The sequence below is a fragment of the Microbacterium enclense genome (genome assembly GCF_001456955.1).
Lineage (GTDB): Bacteria > Actinomycetota > Actinomycetes > Actinomycetales > Microbacteriaceae > Microbacterium > Microbacterium enclense.
The window spans coordinates 220,436-237,035 of record NZ_KQ758471.1 but is presented as its reverse complement, the minus strand read 5'-3'; the positions used below and the strand labels follow the sequence as shown (position 1 = coordinate 237,035).

Sequence of the window (16,600 nt, the reverse complement as noted above, 5' to 3'; positions counted from 1 at the left end):
GGCTCCTAGTAGACCGTGGTCGGGGTGTTCTCGACGGAGTCGTCGTGTTCGGCATCCGGGTCGGGCAACGGGTCGGGCCCCTTCTGCGCGTACTTCTTGATGAGTCCGAACTCCACGACGGCGAGACTGGCGTACACGAGTGTGAAGGCGACGAGCGAGATGAGCACGCTCCAGCCGGGGACGCTGGGCGAGACCCCGTCCTGCGTGAGCATCAGGCCGAACACGATCCAGGGCTGTCGGCCCATCTCGGTGAAGACCCAACCCACGAGGCTGGCGAGCATCGGCAGGGGAGCCGCCCAGATCGCCACGCGCCACATCCAGGGCGCCACCGGGCGGGTGGCCTTCTTGCGCGTGACCCAGAGGCCGGCGACGCAGACGAGGGCGGTGATGCCACCGAGCGCGATCATCCAGCGGAACGCCCAGTAGGTGACCCACAGCACGGGCGCGAAGTTGCCGTCGACCTGGTCGGCGAACTGCGGGAACATCTCCTGGCTGTAGAGGGTGTTGAGGTCGTTGATGCCCTCGACGCAGCCGTCGAGCGAGTGCGTCGACAGGATGCTGAGCAGGAACGGCACGCGGATGCTGAACAGCTCGCTTGTGCCGTCGGGGGTGCCGAGGGTGAAGATCGAGAACGAGGCGTCCTGACCGCACACCGTGTTGAAGGTCGCCTCGGCGGCGGCCATCTTCATGGGCTGGGTCGCCACCATCACCAGGCTCAACTGATCGCCCACGATCGCCACGAGCACGAACGACACGAGCGTCGCCCACAGACCGAACCGGAGCGTCGGGCGCATCATGTCGGTGTTGCGCCCGCGGGCGAGGTGCCAGGCCGAGACGGCGACGACGATCATGGCCGCGAACATCCACCCGGCGAAAATCGTGTGCGGGAAGGCGGCCAGGGCCACCGGATTGGTGAGCAGTGCCCAGAAGTCGACGAGCTCCGCACGGTGCCCCTCGGCCGACATCTGGTAGCCGACCGGGTTCTGCATGAAGGCGTTCGCGGCGATGATGAAGTACGCCGAGAGGGTGGCGCCGATGGATGCCATCCAGATGCTCGCGAGGTGTGCGAGGCGCGGGAGCTTGTCCCACCCGAAGATCCAGAGACCGATGAAGGTCGCTTCGAGGAAGAAGGCCAGCAGCCCCTCGAACGCGAGCGGGGCGCCGAAGACGTCGCCGACGAAGCGCGAGTACGCCGACCAGTTCATGCCGAACTGGAACTCCTGCACGATGCCGGTCACCACGCCCATGGCGAAGTTGATGAGGAAGATCCTCCCGAAGAAGCGCGTGATGTGCAGCCAGCGCACGTCTCCCGTGCGGTACCAGACGGTCTGGAAGACCGCCACGATCAGCGACATGCCGAGGGTGAGGGGCACGAAGAGGAAGTGGTACAGCGTCGTCAACCCGAACTGCCAGCGGGCGAGGGCGAGGGGGTCGAGCCACTCCATCAGGAGCCTCCGATCGAACCGGATTGTGTGGTCAGACCACATGCTACGCGCGGGTCGCGAGCGTCGTCCCGCGTTGCCTCGGCGTCGAACCATATGCTGGGTATGTCATTTCCGAGTTCGCCTGGAGGCCCCCGTGTCGGTGCGTCAGAGCCTGCTCGCGATCCTCGATCGCGGCGCGTGCTACGGCTCCCAGCTGCGCGCCGAGTACGAGCGGCGCACGGGCGCGCGGGTCAACGTCGGCCAGGTCTACACGACGCTCGAACGACTCGAGCGCGACGGGCTGGTGGCCGGTGCCGGCGTCGACGACGAGGCCCGGGTGCTGTGGGAGCCGACCCCGGCCGGCCGCGCCGAGGCCCGCGCGTGGCTGTCCACGGCGTCGCTCGCCGACGGGCGTGACGAGGTGGCGCTCAAGATCGCCCTCGCCGTGACGCTGCCGGGTGCCGACATCGGCGGCATCCTGTCCGCGCAGCGCGAGGCCGTGCGCGCCGCGCTCGCGCAGCGCGACGTCGAGGACCCGGATGCCGTGCCCGCGGCCATCGTGCGAGCGGCGCGACGGTCGCGACTCGAAGCCGACCTGCGCTGGCTCGATGAGGTCGAGCGGCTCACCGCCGCGGCGACCCCGTTCGCCCTGTCAGAGGAACGCCCTCGGCGTGGGCGACCGGCCCGCTCCGGGATCTGACGCGCGAGTACCGCGGTCGCGGTGATTCGTCAAGCCCGGAGCGCTTCATCGACGAACGCTCCACCCTGAGAACACCCCGGACGACCGAAGGAGTTCTCACATGGTCATGGAAGCACCGCTCAGCCGCCGGGGATCGTCGAAGGCCGCGCGTGCAGCGACTGTCGCCGCCGCGCTCACCGACACCGCGTCCGCTCCGATCGAGGTGCCGGGGACGGTCACCGAGATCCCCTGGACGCGCATCGACCTCGACCTCTACGAGGTCAGCCGCGACGGCTACATCGTCGGATACGTCGAGGTCGTCGGCGCCGTGTTCGTCTCCCTCGGGGGAGCGCGCTACGACCGCGCGGTCGAGGTGTCTCAGCACCTCACCTTCCACGCGGCCGTCGACGCGCTCGTGCGTCGCGTGCTCTGATTCCGCCGGCGGCGTACCCGGGCGCCGCAACTCGCGCGACGGCGCTCCGACTCTTCGAGCGTGACGTGCGCCTCGTGCTCGTGGGACGGGGCTTGGGGCGCGCACGAGGCGCAAGTCACCGGGGTTGGCGGGCACGCGACGGGTTCGAGGTGCGCGTGTGGCGCGAGTCAGCGGGCGAGCGTGTAGCCGGCTTCGTCGATCGCCGTCGCGAGCGCGTCGTCGGTCACCGCTCCGGTCGACGCGATCCGCACCAGCGAGGTGCCGCCCTCGCGCAGGTCGATGTCGACCACCTCGACGCCGTCGAGCGCGTTCAGCTCCTCGGTGACGGCGCGCACGCAGTGCCCGCACGTCATGCCCTCGACCCGCAGTTCGCTCGTCGCGGGTGTGATCGACGCGCTGGATGCCGCGGCGCCACCACCGCCGCAGCCGCAGCCGTCGCCGCATCCTCCGCCGGCGGGGGCCGACGCGGTGAGTCCGAGGTCGATGCGCTGCTCGGTCATGGGTTCTCCTTCAGGAACGGACCAGACGGGCGATGGCCTGGTTGGCTTCTTTGAGCTTCTCTTCGGCGACGGGACCGCCCTGCGCTGCGGCTTCGGCGACGCAGTGAGACAGGTGGTCGTCGAGCAGCGAGAGGGCGACGTTCTCGAGCGCCTTGGTCACGGCCGACACCTGGGTGAGGATGTCGATGCAGTACTGATCGTCGTCGACCATGCGCGCGATCCCGCGCACCTGGCCCTCCGCGCGGCGCAGGCGCTTGAGGAGCTCGTCCTTGCGGCCTTCGTATCCGTGCATGGGGCCCATGATACCCCCATGGGGTATGCCTAGCGTCGTTCGCGATTCTGTCAACCCCCTCGGCCCGGCGGCCCCGGTGGCGGAAAGTCGGATCATCAGGAGGTCGACATGCTCTACCGTCGTACCGGTGGTGGTCGGCGATGACCACCGAACCTTTCCCCACCGGACCCCACCGCCCCGTGCGCATCCCGCACCTGCCCCCGTTGCGCTCGCAGCGAGGACAATCGAACGATGACGCGAACACTGGCAGCCCTGCCGGGCGCCGCGCGGAGACTGTGTCTCAGCCGACGAAACGGCGAGATCTGCACGCGTGAGGACGGCCATCGCGGTCTGCACCACCGCACGGGTGGTCGGCTGCTCTGGAGCGACCTGCAGGCCGACCCGCCGGAATGCGCCGGAGCGGGCACGCCGGCACAGCCCGCGCCCACCCTTCCCGACGGCTATCCCGGTGGGCGGGCCCTCTGCCCGGTCTGCTGGGCGTTCGTGACGCCGGTCGACGGCGTGCTCGCCCCGCACGACTCCTGGCGCGGTGACGACACGCGCGAGGAGTCCGATCGCCGTCGGGAGTGGTTCAACAGCTTCGGCTGGTGACGGGTCACGAACCGCGCAGCGCCGCGACGGGCTCGATCCGCGCCGCTCGTCGCGCGGGGAGCCCGCCCGCGATCAGCCCGACCAATGCGCCCAGGAGCGCGCCGCCGGTGGCGAGCAGCGGATCCAGCACAGGCGTCCACCCCTGCACGATCGACACCCCGACGACCGTGATGGTGCCCAGGGCGGCACCGATCAACCCGCCGAGGAGCCCGATGGTGACCGACTCCACGACGAACTGCGCGGCGATCTGGCGACGCGTCGCACCCAGCGCGCGGCGCAGCCCGATCTCGCCGACGCGCTCGATCACCGACAGCATGGTCGGCGCGCGAGATCGACGTGTTGCGCCTCGTCGCCGGCGGGGCGTCGAACGCCGACGTCGCCCACCGCCTCCACATCACCGACGCGACCGTGAAATCCCACCTCGCGCACGTGTTCTCCAAGCTCGGCGTCTCTTCGCGCACCTCGGCGGTGTCGGCGGCGCGCGGCCTCGGCATCCTGCGCTGAGGCCGTGGCTACGCGCGACGCGGGCCGGTCCGGAACCCGTGCCGCGGCCGTCGCGCGACCTCCGCCGCGAGCGGGGAGGCACGTACGATGGGGCACATGATCCGGGTGCGTGTGGTCGGAGTGGCGCTCGACCCTGCGCAGCAGCACGTGATCCTGCTGAAGCCGGTCGACACCGACGCGGGCGGCGACCGGGTGCTTCCCGTGTGGATCGGCGCGCAGGAGGCGATGTCGATCTTCGTCGCGATCGAGGGCACGCCCCCGCCGCGCCCGCTCGCCCACGACCTGATGACGGCGATGCTGGGCGAGCTGTCGGCGTCGGTCGATCGCGTCGAGGTCACGCACCTCGACGAGGGCACCTTCCACGCCCGGGTCGTGCTCAACACCCCTGGCGGGCAACGCACCTTCGACGCCCGCCCATCGGATGCCATCGCTCTCGGTTCCCGCGTCGACGCACCGATCTGGGTGGCCGACGCGGTCTTCGACGACGCGGGCGTGCCCGACGAGGCGGTCGAACTCGACCCGTCGGCCGAAGAGGAGCGGGTGGAGGAGTTCCGCCGCTTCCTCGACGACGTCGATCCCGACGATTTCCAGGGCTAGCACCGAAGCCGGGGGCGCCGTGCGCTCCTAGACTCGCGAGGGGACCGCGTCGCGCGGTCCGTGATCCACGACGAACGGGGAACCAATGCAACTCGCCATGGTCGGACTCGGACGAATGGGCGCCAACATCGTCCGCAGGCTCATGAGAGACGGTCACGACTGCGTCGTGTTCGACGTGAACCAGGATGCCGTGGCCTCACTGGTCGCAGAGGGTGCGACCGGGGCGACCAGCATCGCCGACCTCGCCTCGAAGCTGCAGAAGCCGCGTGCCGTGTGGCTGATGATCCCCGCGGGACTCACGGGGAAGGTCGTCGACCAGGTGGCCGAGGTGCTCGAGCCCGGTGACATCATCATCGACGGCGGCAACTCGAACTACCGCGACGACGTGCGCCGGGCGAAGAAGCTCGACGACAGCGGCATCCACTACGTCGACGTGGGAACCAGCGGCGGCGTGTTCGGCCTCGAGCGCGGATATTGCCTCATGGTCGGAGGTCACGAGGAGGCTGTCGCGCACCTCGAGCCGGTTCTGCGCACGATCGCGCCCGGGCCCGGCGAGGTCGAGCGCACGCCCGGTCGCACCGGCGACTACACCACCGAGGAGCGCGGCTATCTGCACTGCGGCCCCTCGGGTGCCGGGCACTTCGTGAAGATGGTGCACAACGGCATCGAGTACGGCATCATGGCCGCGCTCGCCGAGGGTCTGAACGTGTTGAACAACGCCGATGCGGGCCTGCACCAGGGTGAGCACTCGGCCGAGGTGGCCCCGCTCGAGGAGCCGGAGTTCTACCAGTTCGACATCGACACGGCGCGCGTCACCGAGCTCTGGCGACGAGGCTCGGTCATCTCGTCGTGGCTGCTCGATCTGACCGCCGCGGCCCTCGCGCAGAACCCCACTCTCGACGGCCTGGCCGGCCGCGTGTCCGACTCCGGCGAGGGACGGTGGACGGTCAAGGCCGCGGTCGACACGGGCGTGCCCGTTCCGGTGCTGGCGGCGTCGCTGTTCGAGCGCTTCGCCTCGCGCGGTGAGGACCACTTCGCCAACCAGGTGCTCTCGGCAATGCGCCTGCAGTTCGGCGGGCACCAGGAGCTGCCGGCCGGCGACGTGCTCGAGGCGGGTCAGAAGAAGGCCGAGAGCGGCCGCGGCTGATCTGGCCGGCTCAGCGCTCCAGCAGGATCTGACACACGAACAGGCCTCCGCCGTCGCGCCACACCTCGACGGCGGGGGCCTCGCACGTGCCGTTCTCGGCGGTGAGCAGGCGCACACCCGTCTCGTCGTAGAGCGCGTACGGCCCGACCGTGCCGCGCACCGGGGTCGTCGCGCCGCGGGGCAGTTCGGCGACCGACGCGAGGGCGTCCATCAGCGGCGCGCTGGCCTCTTCGGTGTAGTACGTCGTGCTCTCGTAGTCGCGGCAGTTCGTCGTGCCGCCGGTGCCGACGGGGAATCCGTCGCCCAGGCAGTACCCGCCGAACGGCATGTCGGGCAGGGATCCATTCGCCGCCCGATAGCGCTCGAACACCTCCTGCCACTGCACGAGTCGCTGCGACGCCTCGGCGTTCGGATCGACCGGCTGCGCGAGCAACCAGACGAGCCAGCCCGCGGCCCCGGCGATGCAGACGCCCGCGAGGGCGAGCGCGGTGACGGCGGCGGGGTGGAGGCGGGATCGGGTGGGCGACTTCTCGGACATGACGGCGGACCTTCCCGGTGGCGAGCGCAGGGCGTGGGCGCCAGGGTCGCACGGGCCGGCAGGCGCGCCGGTGGGGGCGACGGCGCTGAGCGCGCGATCGCGGAGAGCTTCACCCGCGTAGTCACCAGGCGGGGAACGTCCGTCGGACGCGAGAGACTAGAGGGATGAGCAGTTCCCCGGCGTCCGATCCATCCGACCGCTACGTCGTCGCCACCGACGGTGCCTGCAAGGGCAACCCCGGGCCGGCCGGATGGGCCTGGGTCGGGGAGGACGGCCACTGGGCGGCGGGTTCGATCCCGTCGGGGACGAACAACATCGGCGAGCTGCTCGGCCTGCTGTACGCGATCACGGATCACGCCGACGTGCGCGACCTCGTCGTGCAGGCTGACTCGAAGTACGCCATCGACACGTACTCGTCGTGGATGGACGGCCACCGTCGCCGCGGGTGGGTGACGAGCGCGAAGAAGCCCGTCGCCAATCGGGGCATCCTCGAGGCGCTCATCGCGGCACGCGACGCCCGGCGGGAGGCGGGACTGCCCGACGTGGTGCTCGAGCACGTGCGCGGGCACTCGGGCCATGTGCTGAACTCGTGGGCCGACGAACGAGCCGTGCGGGCGTCGCAGCATGCCGCGAAGGGCGAGGAGTTGATCTGGACGTCGCTGCGCGGCCTCGACAAGCTCGAGGTGTCGTCGGCCCCGCCGCGTTCGGCGGCCGACCGTAACGGGCGCTGACCAGCGCCCCGCGGCCGTCCGTTGCCGAGCGCGAGCGGGCGGCCCGCCCCGCTACCCGCGGAGCACCTCGGCCTCTTCGGCGAGAGTCAGCCCCGCGCCGCGGGGGCGGTCGAGGCCCCTTGCGCGTTCGTCGTCGAGGGTGCGGCGCATCGTCTCGGCGAGTGATCGTCGCCGACCACCGGATGCCACGAACGCCGCGTCGCTCCGGCGCGAGAAACCCCGGGCTTCGACGGGCAGCCACAGGGGGAGCGAGCGCGGACCCATCCAGTACTGCACGCCCCGGGACTCGAGCGCGGCGTCGTCGAGGGCGACCGTCTCGCTGTTCTCACCCGACGCATCCCGTGCCGCCGCCAAGACCGCCGCCAGCGGGTACTCCTCGCCCACCGCGTTCACCGTGCCGGTGATCCCCGCGTGGCCGGCGCCCGCGATCCACGCGGCGAGGTCGTCGACGTCGATGCCCTGAACGTATCGGTCGGCCGGTTCGGGGATGACGACACGACCACCGCGAGCGAAGCGCGCCGGCCAATATCCGAAGCGGTCGGTCGGATCACCCGGGCCCACGATGAGACCGGCACGGGCGAGGAGGGCGCGGTCTCCCGCGCGCGCTGTGGTGAGCCGTTCGGCGTGCACCTTGGCATCCGGATACCGCTCGAGGTCGGCGGGCTCGACGAGCTCGGCATCCTCGTCGGCGAACGGCGCGTCGGAGTGCGCGTACACCGAGACGCTCGAGACGAGTGTCCAGTGCGCCGCGCGGTCGGCGAGGGCGTCGAGACCGGATGCCACGAACGCGGGGTCCCACGACAGCTCCACGACGTCGTCCCAGTCGCCGTCGAGGGCGTCGTAGGCGTCGGGCTCGCGGCGGTCCGCCCGCACCAGTCGCGCGCCGGCGGGGACCGACCCGGATTCGCCGCGGGCGAGACAGGTCACGTCGGCACCCGCGGTCACGGCCGCCGTCGCGATGGCGCGACCCAACCAGGCGGTGCCGCCGAGGATGAGGATGCGTTCCATGGTGTCAGCCAACCACCGGTCCGCGACGGCGACGAGGCGGTTCGCGGACGGCGGACGTGCCTCGCCCGTTCGCGTCCGCCGCGGGCGGGACCGGCGCAGCGGATTTCATCTCCACCGAAGCGGGACACATCGCGCACAGCTGTGCGCCTGGCGCAACAACCGGGATAGGCTGGGCACTCTACGAAAGAGGAGTAGCCATGACCGACATGGACCGGGTCGACGACGTCTCGGGCGTGGGTGGAGCCGTGCAGTCGGTGGACCGCGCCATTCAGATCCTCGAGATGCTGTCGGACGCCTCGACGCTCGGCGTGAGTGAGATCTCACGACGCCTCGGGGTGCACCGTTCGACGGCGTTCCGACTGCTGGCGACCCTGGAGGCACGCAATCTCGTCGAGCAGGAGGAGCGGCGCGGCGAGTACCAGCTCGGTTTCGGCGTGCTCCGCTTGGCCGGGCGCATCACGGCGCGCATGGACATCGTGAAAGACGCGCAGCAGGTGTGCGACGAACTCACCGCCGAGTTGAACGAGACCAGCAACGTCGCGATCTTCGACGCGGGGGCGGCGGTGAACGTGACGCAGGCCACCGGCACCCGGCTGGTGTCGGTCACCCGGCAGTACGTCGGCCAACGCACCCCCCTGCACGCGACCTCGACCGGCAAGGTGCTCCTGGCCTACGCACCCGCCGCGACGCTGCGGCAGGCGCTGTCGCAACCGCTGGAGAAGTGCACCGAGAACACCCTCACCGCCCCCGCCGCCCTCGAGGATCACCTGACGCTCGTGCGCGACCGAGGGTGGGCTGCGGCGATGGAGGAGTGGGAGTACGACACCAACGCGCTCGCCGTGCCGGTGTTCGGCCAGGACGGCGGCGTCGTGGCGGCGCTCAGCATCACGGCACCGAGCTTCCGCATGCCCGAGTCGGTGTTCCCCGATCTCGTACGTGTTCTGCTGCGTCACTCCCGGCAGCTGGGCGCTCGTCTGGGCGCCGTCGCCTGACCCCTTCTCCCGCGCCGCGACGAAGCGGATGTGACGCGGGTGTTTCCGTCGAGAGAAGAATCGCGGCGGAGGTGCGTGTGACGTTGACACTGCGTCAGGGCGAGCTCGATGATCATCCTGTCGCGCGTAATGCGCAACATGTCGCGTCATACGCGCGACGAACCTCACCCGAAGTGTCACGGTCCCGGGGGATCGGACGCGCCCTTCGTCGAAGGATCACGAGATGCCCGCTACCGTCGTCCGACACCAGGACAACCTCACCACCCGCCGCCTGATCGCCGAGCGCACGCCCGGCCACAGCCTGCCCGCGCCGTTCTACACCAGCGACGAGATCTTCGACCTCGACCTCGACGCCATCTTCGGCCGGCACTGGATCTTCGTGGCCTCCGAGGCGGAGATCCGCGAGCCCGGCGATTACGTCACCGTCGAGTTCGGCAAGACCTCGTTGCTCGTCATCCGCGATGACGACGAGAACGTCCAGGTGCTGCACAACGTCTGCCGCCACCGTGGGGCGCGCATCCTCACCCCCGGATCCGGTTCGGTGGGCAACCTCGTCTGCGGCTACCACCAGTGGACGTACAAGCCCGACGGCACCCTCATCTGGGCGGCATCCGCGGCCGACGACTTCGACACGAGCTGCCACAACCTGCGCAAGGTGGCGTTCCGCTCGATCGCGGGCCTCATCTACGTCAATCTCTCCGACGAGCCGAACGACGACATCGACGAGGTGGCATCCATCGTCGAGCCGTACTTTGAACAGCACCAGCTGAAGCGTGCCAAGGTCGCCAAGCAGATCGACCTCATCGAGCTCGGCAACTGGAAGCTCACGATGGAGAACAACCGGGAGTGCTACCACTGCGACATGCACCCTGAGCTCGGCTGCACGTACTTCATCACGTGGGGTTACCCCGAGGACGCGATCCCGCCGCACCTGCAGGAGACGCACGAGCGCTACCTGTCGGCCGAGGCCGAGCTCGAGCGCAAGTGCGTCGAGCGGAACCTCGCCTTCAAGGGGATCGAAGAGCTCGACACACGAACGATGGGCTTCCGCGTGCAGCGCGAAGCGCTCGACGGCGAGGGCGAGTCGTACAGCATGACCGGGGCGAAGCTCGTGAACAAGCTTCTCGGCGACTTCGACGACGCCAAGCTCGGCCGACTGTCGATGCACACGCAGCCGAATTTCTGGTGCCACTTCATGGCCGACCACGCCATCACCTTCGCGGTGCTGCCCATCGCCCCCGGCCGCACGCTCGTGCGCACCACGTGGCTCGTGCACGAAGACGCCGTGGAGGGCGTCGACTACAACGTCGACGACCTGACCTACGTCTGGCGCGAGACCAACGCCCAGGATGCCGCCTTCGTCGAGCTCGCTCAGATCGGCGTGACCGATCCCGCCTACATCCCCGGACCGTACGTGCCGAGCGAGTACCAGGTCGACGCGTTCTGCAACTGGTACATCGACAAGCTCAACACGCACCTGGACGCCGAGGCCGCAGAGTGAGCACGGCCTTCGCCCCCGGGGCTCTGCTGCACGATCACGACCGCTGGGACGACGACCCCTCGCCCCGGATGCTGCGCTGCGCGCGCATCGTCGCGCGGACGCCGCACGTGTCGACGTTCGAGTTCGTCTCGGACGACCGGCGCGCGCTGCCCCGCGCGGCGGGCCAGTACGTCACCGTGAGCGCTGACATCGACGGCGAGCGGGTCAGCCGCTGCTACACCGTCAGCTCTCCGCCGACCCGCCCGTACTCGGTGCAGCTGACCGTCAAGCGCGAGGCGGACGGCGTCTTCTCGCGGTGGCTGCACGACACCCTGCGCGTCGGCGACCGTCTCGAGCTGAGCGGTCCGGCGGGGGAGTTCTCCACCGCCTTCCATCCCTCCGAGCGCGTCTTGCTGCTGGCCGCGGGCGTGGGCATCACGCCCATGATCGCCGTGCTCGAGGCGCTGCACGACCTGGGCGATGCCACCGACGCGGTGCTGTTGCACAACTCGCACGATCCGTCCTCCGTCGTCTTCGAGCGAGAGCTTGCGGCGTTGGCGGAGGGCAATGACACGATCCGCGTGGTCCAGGCCGTCTCGGTCGACCCCGCCGGCACGTGGGCCGGCCCGGTCGGACGACTGGATGCCGACATGCTGACGCAGCACGTGCCCGACCTCACGACCCGCGAGGTGTTCGTGTGCGGCCCCGATGCCTACATGCAGCATACGGTCGCCCTGCTGGGCGAGCTCGGCGTGCCCGCGGAGCGTATCCACGTCGAATCGTTCGTCCTGGCCGAGATCGCCCCGCCCGAGGTGAACGACACCGCCGGGGCACCCGGTCACACGGTGCATTTCGCTCGCAGCGGCAAGAGCGTCGTCATCGCCGAGGGCGAGACCGTGCTGCAGGCGGCCAAGCAGGTCGGCATCCGCATCATGACCTCGTGCCAGAACGGCCTGTGCGGCACGTGCAAGATCGTCAAGATCGCGGGCGAGGTCGACATCGCGCACAACGGCGGCATCCGCCAGCGCGAGATCGACGCCGGCAAGATCCTCGCGTGCTGCTCGCGACCGAAGGGGCCGGTGGAGGTCGACGTCTGAGCCGCGCCCCGGCGACCGGTCGTCCAGGCCGCGCGCCTAGGCGATCGGTCGTCCGTGTCGCACGTGGGCGCGATCGGTCGTCCGGGTCGCGTGGCGTCGCGACCGGTCGTCTGGACCGGTGCGACAGTTGAGGGATGTTCCGACGCGCGCAGACCGCCGACGCCGACGCGATCGGGCGCTTCCAGACGCGGGCGTGGGAGCAGACATACCGCGGCCTGGTCCCCGACGAGTATCTGGATGCCACGAAGTGGCACGTCCGCGCCGCGCGCTGGTTCGACAGGATCGCATCCGGCGGGCGTGCGGTGTGGCTGGCCGAAGTGGACGGAGAGCTGATCGGTGTCGCGAGCACGCAGCCGACCCGCTCGGATCGCCCCGACCTGCCGTCGACCGAACTCGCATCCCTCTACGTTGATGCGGCCTGGCATGGGCGTGGGGTGGCGTCGCCGCTCCTCGAGCGGGCGATCGGTACCTCGCCCGCCCATCTGTGGGTGTTCGACGTGAACGTCCGGGCGCAGCGCTTCTACACGAAGCACGAATTCGTCGCGACGGCCGAGGCGCAGGTCGACGTCGACACCGGGCTCGGCGAGACGCGTTGGGTGCGCGCTGTGTCGCCGTCGCGTCGAGCGACGGGCCGCGGCGGCACACGAAGAAACGCGATCCGCGCTCAGAAACACGTGCTCCGCGCGTTCATGCGAGTGAATCACGTTTATGCCGCGCCCCCGGCTGGCGGCGCCCCGCGGACGCTGCCCCGGCGAGCGGCTCGCGCCACGACGTAGACGCTGCCCGGGGACGCGGCGAGCGGCGTCCCGGGGCGAATGCACGCCGCGCCCCGGGACGCCGCATCGGCGCGCGGTTACGCCCCCTGCAGCACCGCCCGGGTCGGGTCGAAGAGCGTCGGGGGGAGCATGGCCGATCGCCCGTCGAGGGCGAGATCGGCGAGGATCTGGCCCACGACCGGCACGAACTTGAAGCCGTGGCCACTGAAGCCGCACGCGATCTGGATCTGCTCGTGCAGAGGGTGAGCGCCGATGACGAAGTGCTCGTCGGGGGTCACCGAGTACAGGCACGTTTTGGCCTGCACGACCGGGCCGGTGAGGTACGGGAACAGCTGCAGCGCGCGCTCGCGCATCTCGGCGATCTCGTGGTCGTAGACGTTCCGGTCGATGGTGTTCGCCGTGGTCGGCGAGCCCTTGCGGAAGAAACCGAGCTTCAGGCCACCGGCGGGGCCGTCGGTCATCGGGAAGCCGTAGATCTGCTGATTGCCGTGGGTCTCCTCGATGTAGACGGGATGCTGCGCGTCGCTGTAGCGCTCGTAGGGCACCGCGTCGCTGAACTCGGGCGAGAACCAGTAGAAGATCATGCGGTCGATCGACAGGGGGAGGCGCAGCTCGGGCAGCACCTGCGGGGCCCAGGGTCCCGGGGTGATGACGAGCCGGTCGGCGCCGTACGCGCCCTGCGTCGTCACGACCTCGACGCCGCCGTTCGGCGTCGCCTGCCAGTGCGTCACCGGCTCGTGGAAGCGGAGGGTCGCTCCCTTCTTCGCGGCGACCTCCGCGTTGGCCATGGTCGTCTCCTCGGGGCGCACGTACCCGGCGTTCGCCTCGTAGACGGCCACGGCGTCGTCGGCCGGATTCATCGTCGGGAAGCGTCGGCGGATCTCGTCGGCATCCAGGATCTCGTGGGGCAGGTCGTGCAGCTCGGACGCCTCTTTGCTGCCGCGGAAGGTGATGTCATCCGGGTCGCCGATGTAGATGCCGCCGCACAGCTCCATGATCTCGCGGCCCGACTCGGCCTCGAGCTTGCGCCACCCCTCGTACGCGCGCTGCAGCAGCGGCACGTACTCGGGGCTCTCGAAGTACGACTGACGGATGATGCGCGTGCCGCCGTGGGCGGCGCCCTGGTCGTGGCCGGGCTCGAACGTCTCGAGGCCGAGGACCTTCGCTCCCCGCTCGGCGAGGGTGTTGGCGGCGGCCCCGCCCATCGACCCCAGGCCGAGGACGATGACGTCGTAGTGCTCCATGAACTGATTCTCCTTGGGTCGTGGGCGGGGCCGCTCAGCGGCGGATCGCGGCCATCTCGGGGTCGAAGAGGGGTTCGGTGCGCACGGTCGCCGGCAGGCGCTCGGCGAAGTACTCGACCTCCAGCGTCGTGCCGGGCTTGGCGAGCTCGGGCGGCAGCCACGCGTACGCGATCGAGACGCCGAGCGTGTAGCCCTGGTCGGCGCTGGTGACGTAGCCCACGGCATCCGTCGTCCCGGGAACGAACACGGGCTCCGAACCCAGGACCACCCGGGTCGGGTCGTCGAGGGTGAGCGGGACGAGACGCGTCGTGACGGGGCGCTCCGCGAGGGCCGCCCTGCCGAGGAAGTCGTCCTTGGCCATGCGGACGGCGAAGCTCAGGCCCGCCTCGGCGGGGGAGTGCTCGCGCGTCATGTCGTGGCCGAAGGCACGGTAGCCCTTCTCGAGGCGCAGGGCGTTGAACGCCCGGCGGCCGGCGGCGATGATGCCGTGCGCGCGGCCCGCCTCCCACAGGGCGTCCCAGAGGAACACCGCGTTGTCGGCGCTGACGTACAGCTCCCAGCCGAGCTCGCCGACGTAGCTGACGCGCAGGGCCAGCACGCTGACGCCCGCGATGTCGATCTGCTTCGCCCGGAAGAACCCGAAACCCTCGTTCGAGACGTCGTCGTGGGTGAGCGACTCCAGCACCGCGCGGGCGTTCGGACCCCAGAGGCCGAGACCCCCCTGACCGGCGGAGAGTGCGCGCACCCAGACACCTTCGGGTGCCTGACGGGTGAGGTGCACGAGATCGAGGTTGCCGTTGGTGCCGATCATGTAGCGCTCGGTGTCGAGGCGGGTGACGGTGACATCCGACAGGATGCCGCCCTGCTCGTCGAGCATCATGCCGTAGACGACCCGGCCGATGGCGACATCGACGTTGGTGGTGAGCAGACGCTGCAGCAGGGCGGTGGTGCCGGGGCCGAAGACCTCGACGCGGGGGAGGGCGGTCAGGTCGTAGAGCGCGACGGAGGTGCGGGTGATGTGAGCCTCTGCCGCGGCGATGGGCGACCAGTTCTGCGCGGCCCAATCGTCGCGGACTGGCACGATGTCGAGCTCGTCGAGCAGGCCCGCGTTCGCCTCGAACCACAGCGGCCGCTCCCAGCCGCCGCCCTCGCCGAAGACGGCGCCGAGCTCTTCGTAGCGCTGGTGGAACGGCGTGCGGCGAAGGCCGCGCGAGCACCGCGTCGCCGTGTGGGGGTGGCGGATGTCGTAGACCTCGTCGTACGACTCCGACGAGCGCTCGCGGGTGAAGCGGCGGCTGACCACCGCCGGGTCGAAGCGGTTGAAGTCGAGGCCGTGGGTGTCGACGCCCGGGTCGCCCGAGACGATCCAATCGGCCATCACCTGGGCGACGCCGGCGGACTGCGTCACCCAGACGGCCTGCGCGAGCCACAGCCCGTCGGCTCCCGGCACGGGGCCGAGCATCGGTCCGCCGTCGGGGGTGAACGAGAAGATGCCGTTGTATCCCGACTCGAACTCCACGCCGCGCAGCTCGGGCAGGAGCCGCTGCGCCTCCTCCCATGACGGGGCGAAGTCCTCCCACGTCAGCGGGTGGATGGCCGGGTGCACGCCCGTGGCGGCGAAGGTGTCGGCATCCGCGATCTCGGACTGCTCGAGGGGGATGGGGCGGTGGTTGTACGCGCCGATGCCGATGCGGTCGACGTACTCGCGCAGGTAGAGCGAGAAGTCCTGGTGACGGAGCATGGGCCGCTTCGCCTCGTCGGTGAGCACGTTCACGCCCGCAAGCGAGGGCACGGGCGCGCTGTAGCCGAAGCCGTGCTCCATCGGCTGCATCGGGAGTTCGAACCCGAGCAGGTCGCGCGAGACGCCGGGGCCCCAGAGGCCCGCGCACGAGACGACGATGTCGGCGGCGACGAACTCCGGCTCGACGGAGCCCGCGGGCACCGGAACGACCTTCACGCCCGTCACGCGGCCGCCGGAGCGCTCGATGCCCACGACCCGGGTGTTGCCGACGATGCGGGCGCCGCGGTCCTGTGCGCGCTCGGCCTGCCACTGCACGGCGAACGCGCTCTTGACGATGCCGTCGGTGGGGGTGCGGTACCCGCCGAGCACGCCCGAGACGTCGAGGCCGGGCCACAGTCGCGCGCACTCGTCGGGGTCGATGAGCTCGCCCGGCACGCCCCAGGATGCCGCGAGGCCGCGGCGGCGCTTGAGGTCGTGCAGACGCTCGTCGGTGGTGGCGATCTCGAGCCCGCCGACGCGCTTGAGCAGCCACTGGCCGTTCAGTGAGACGCCGTCGAGCTTGTCGAGCGTGCGCTGCGCGAGCTGCGTCATCGTGCGGTCGCCGTTGGTCTGGAAGACGAAACCGGGGGCGTGCGACGACGAACCGCCGGTGATGTAGAGCGGACCCTGATCGAACACGGTCACGTCGGTGTAGCCGCGCTGAGTCAACTCGTCGGCGAGGGCGGCGCCGACGACACCGAGGCCGATGATGACGACGCGGGGGGAGCGGAGGGAGGACGAGACCATGGGATTTCCTCGGGTTCGAAAAGCGTGGGCACCACGAAGC

At 70.3% G+C, this 16,600-nt stretch carries 18 protein-coding genes and 1 pseudogene; 11 read left to right on the top strand and 8 right to left on the bottom strand.

Translation table 11 applies throughout. The features are described 5' to 3' along the window. Positions 1 to 5: 5 nt before the first annotated feature. The gene (locus tag AS029_RS11235; protein ID WP_058232678.1) at positions 6 to 1,445 is read right to left on the bottom strand and encodes a cytochrome ubiquinol oxidase subunit I; all 1,440 of its coding nucleotides are present in this window, start codon (positions 1,443 to 1,445) and stop codon (positions 6 to 8) included. Between the two features lie 133 nt (positions 1,446 to 1,578). On the opposite strand from AS029_RS11235, the gene AS029_RS11230 reads away from it, so the two are divergent. Together AS029_RS11230 and AS029_RS11225 are read left to right on the top strand one after the other, a co-directional pair. Next, complete coding sequence (locus AS029_RS11230; RefSeq protein WP_058232677.1) at positions 1,579 to 2,124, top strand: PadR family transcriptional regulator; 546 nt, start codon at positions 1,579 to 1,581, stop codon at positions 2,122 to 2,124. A gap of 100 nt (positions 2,125 to 2,224) precedes the next feature. After that, entirely contained in the window at positions 2,225 to 2,536 is a 312-nt protein-coding gene (locus tag AS029_RS11225) for a hypothetical protein (protein WP_058232676.1), read from the top strand. Between the two features lie 167 nt (positions 2,537 to 2,703). Here AS029_RS11225 and AS029_RS11220 read toward each other — a convergent pair whose 3' ends face one another. Together AS029_RS11220 and AS029_RS11215 are read right to left on the bottom strand one after the other, a co-directional pair. Then, a complete protein-coding gene (locus AS029_RS11220) occupies positions 2,704 to 3,036 on the bottom strand; it encodes a heavy-metal-associated domain-containing protein (RefSeq protein WP_074615925.1) in 333 nt (110 codons plus the stop codon). A 10-nt stretch (positions 3,037 to 3,046) separates the two neighbouring features. Then, a complete protein-coding gene (locus AS029_RS11215) occupies positions 3,047 to 3,328 on the bottom strand; it encodes a metal-sensitive transcriptional regulator (protein ID WP_058232675.1) in 282 nt (93 codons plus the stop codon). Positions 3,329 to 3,559: 231 nt separating this feature from the next. On the opposite strand from AS029_RS11215, the gene AS029_RS11210 reads away from it, so the two are divergent. Continuing rightward, positions 3,560 to 3,919, top strand: a complete 360-nt coding sequence (locus AS029_RS11210; RefSeq protein WP_058232674.1) for a hypothetical protein — start codon at positions 3,560 to 3,562, stop codon at positions 3,917 to 3,919. Between the two features lie 4 nt (positions 3,920 to 3,923). Here AS029_RS11210 and AS029_RS11205 read toward each other — a convergent pair. Beyond that, a pseudogene (locus AS029_RS11205) lies at positions 3,924 to 4,238 on the bottom strand (ABC transporter permease); the annotation flags it as partial. A 17-nt stretch (positions 4,239 to 4,255) separates the two neighbouring features. On the opposite strand from AS029_RS11205, the gene AS029_RS11200 reads away from it, so the two are divergent. The 3 genes from AS029_RS11200 to gnd all read left to right on the top strand — a co-directional run bounded on the left by AS029_RS11200 (position 4,256) and on the right by gnd (position 6,167). Beyond that, positions 4,256 to 4,423, top strand: coding sequence for a response regulator transcription factor (locus AS029_RS11200; RefSeq protein ID WP_414683040.1), 168 nt, complete (start codon positions 4,256 to 4,258; stop codon positions 4,421 to 4,423). A gap of 96 nt (positions 4,424 to 4,519) precedes the next feature. Next, a complete protein-coding gene (locus AS029_RS11195; RefSeq protein ID WP_058232781.1) occupies positions 4,520 to 5,020 on the top strand; it encodes a bifunctional nuclease family protein in 501 nt (166 codons plus the stop codon). A gap of 85 nt (positions 5,021 to 5,105) precedes the next feature. Next, positions 5,106 to 6,167 carry a phosphogluconate dehydrogenase (NAD(+)-dependent, decarboxylating) gene (gene gnd, locus AS029_RS11190; protein WP_058232672.1) on the top strand — a complete coding sequence of 354 codons (1,062 nt, stop codon included), beginning with the start codon at positions 5,106 to 5,108 and terminating at the stop codon, positions 6,165 to 6,167. Between the two features lie 10 nt (positions 6,168 to 6,177). On the opposite strand, the gene AS029_RS11185 is transcribed toward gnd, so the two are convergent. Further along, on the bottom strand, positions 6,178 to 6,705 hold the full coding sequence (locus AS029_RS11185; protein WP_058232671.1) for a hypothetical protein: 528 nt from the start codon (positions 6,703 to 6,705) through the stop codon (positions 6,178 to 6,180). A 164-nt stretch (positions 6,706 to 6,869) separates the two neighbouring features. Here AS029_RS11185 and AS029_RS11180 point away from each other — a divergent pair, with 164 nt between their 5' ends. After that, positions 6,870 to 7,436, top strand: a complete 567-nt coding sequence (locus AS029_RS11180; RefSeq protein ID WP_058232670.1) for a ribonuclease H family protein — start codon at positions 6,870 to 6,872, stop codon at positions 7,434 to 7,436. Between the two features lie 51 nt (positions 7,437 to 7,487). On the opposite strand, the gene AS029_RS11175 is transcribed toward AS029_RS11180, so the two are convergent. Continuing rightward, positions 7,488 to 8,444 (bottom strand): NAD-dependent epimerase/dehydratase family protein, encoded by a 957-nt coding sequence (locus tag AS029_RS11175; protein ID WP_058232669.1) that lies wholly within the window; start codon positions 8,442 to 8,444, stop codon positions 7,488 to 7,490. A gap of 197 nt (positions 8,445 to 8,641) precedes the next feature. On the opposite strand from AS029_RS11175, the gene AS029_RS11170 reads away from it, so the two are divergent. The 4 genes from AS029_RS11170 to AS029_RS11155 all read left to right on the top strand — a co-directional run bounded on the left by AS029_RS11170 (position 8,642) and on the right by AS029_RS11155 (position 12,789). Further along, complete coding sequence (locus AS029_RS11170) at positions 8,642 to 9,436, top strand: IclR family transcriptional regulator (RefSeq protein WP_058232668.1); 795 nt, start codon at positions 8,642 to 8,644, stop codon at positions 9,434 to 9,436. A gap of 223 nt (positions 9,437 to 9,659) precedes the next feature. Further along, positions 9,660 to 10,937 carry an aromatic ring-hydroxylating oxygenase subunit alpha gene (locus AS029_RS11165; RefSeq protein WP_058232667.1) on the top strand — a complete coding sequence of 426 codons (1,278 nt, stop codon included), beginning with the start codon at positions 9,660 to 9,662 and terminating at the stop codon, positions 10,935 to 10,937. Beyond that, on the top strand, positions 10,934 to 12,013 hold the full coding sequence (locus AS029_RS11160; protein WP_058232666.1) for an FAD-binding oxidoreductase: 1,080 nt from the start codon (positions 10,934 to 10,936) through the stop codon (positions 12,011 to 12,013). Before AS029_RS11165 ends, AS029_RS11160 begins: the two co-directional genes overlap by 4 nt. A 134-nt stretch (positions 12,014 to 12,147) precedes the next feature. Continuing rightward, positions 12,148 to 12,789, top strand: coding sequence for a GNAT family N-acetyltransferase (locus AS029_RS11155; protein WP_058232665.1), 642 nt, complete (start codon positions 12,148 to 12,150; stop codon positions 12,787 to 12,789). A gap of 77 nt (positions 12,790 to 12,866) precedes the next feature. On the opposite strand, the gene solA is transcribed toward AS029_RS11155, so the two are convergent. Next, positions 12,867 to 14,033: an N-methyl-L-tryptophan oxidase gene (gene solA, locus AS029_RS11150; protein ID WP_058232664.1), complete on the bottom strand. Its 1,167-nt coding sequence runs from the start codon at positions 14,031 to 14,033 to the stop codon at positions 12,867 to 12,869. 34 nt (positions 14,034 to 14,067) lie between these two features. After that, positions 14,068 to 16,560, bottom strand: a complete 2,493-nt coding sequence (locus AS029_RS11145; protein ID WP_058232663.1) for a GcvT family protein — start codon at positions 16,558 to 16,560, stop codon at positions 14,068 to 14,070. Positions 16,561 to 16,600 lie beyond the last annotated feature (40 nt).

Bases quoted from the DNA above. Each gene is read 5' to 3' on its own strand.
- AS029_RS11155 (WP_058232665.1), top strand. From the start codon at position 12,148: ATGTTCCGACGCGCGCAGACCGCCGACGCCGACGCGATCGGGCGCTTC.
- AS029_RS11175 (WP_058232669.1), bottom strand. From the start codon at position 8,444: ATGGAACGCATCCTCATCCTCGGCGGCACCGCCTGGTTGGGTCGCGCC.
- solA (WP_058232664.1), bottom strand. From the start codon at position 14,033: ATGGAGCACTACGACGTCATCGTCCTCGGCCTGGGGTCGATGGGCGGG.
- AS029_RS11195 (WP_058232781.1), top strand. From the start codon at position 4,520: ATGATCCGGGTGCGTGTGGTCGGAGTGGCGCTCGACCCTGCGCAGCAG.
- AS029_RS11220 (WP_074615925.1), bottom strand. From the start codon at position 3,036: ATGACCGAGCAGCGCATCGACCTCGGACTCACCGCGTCGGCCCCCGCC.
- AS029_RS11225 (WP_058232676.1), top strand. From the start codon at position 2,225: ATGGTCATGGAAGCACCGCTCAGCCGCCGGGGATCGTCGAAGGCCGCG.
- AS029_RS11235 (WP_058232678.1), bottom strand. From the start codon at position 1,445: ATGGAGTGGCTCGACCCCCTCGCCCTCGCCCGCTGGCAGTTCGGGTTG.
- AS029_RS11180 (WP_058232670.1), top strand. From the start codon at position 6,870: ATGAGCAGTTCCCCGGCGTCCGATCCATCCGACCGCTACGTCGTCGCC.
- AS029_RS11165 (WP_058232667.1), top strand. From the start codon at position 9,660: ATGCCCGCTACCGTCGTCCGACACCAGGACAACCTCACCACCCGCCGC.
- AS029_RS11210 (WP_058232674.1), top strand. From the start codon at position 3,560: ATGACGCGAACACTGGCAGCCCTGCCGGGCGCCGCGCGGAGACTGTGT.
- gnd (WP_058232672.1), top strand. From the start codon at position 5,106: ATGCAACTCGCCATGGTCGGACTCGGACGAATGGGCGCCAACATCGTC.
- AS029_RS11185 (WP_058232671.1), bottom strand. From the start codon at position 6,705: ATGTCCGAGAAGTCGCCCACCCGATCCCGCCTCCACCCCGCCGCCGTC.
- AS029_RS11215 (WP_058232675.1), bottom strand. From the start codon at position 3,328: ATGCACGGATACGAAGGCCGCAAGGACGAGCTCCTCAAGCGCCTGCGC.
- AS029_RS11170 (WP_058232668.1), top strand. From the start codon at position 8,642: ATGACCGACATGGACCGGGTCGACGACGTCTCGGGCGTGGGTGGAGCC.
- AS029_RS11145 (WP_058232663.1), bottom strand. From the start codon at position 16,560: ATGGTCTCGTCCTCCCTCCGCTCCCCCCGCGTCGTCATCATCGGCCTC.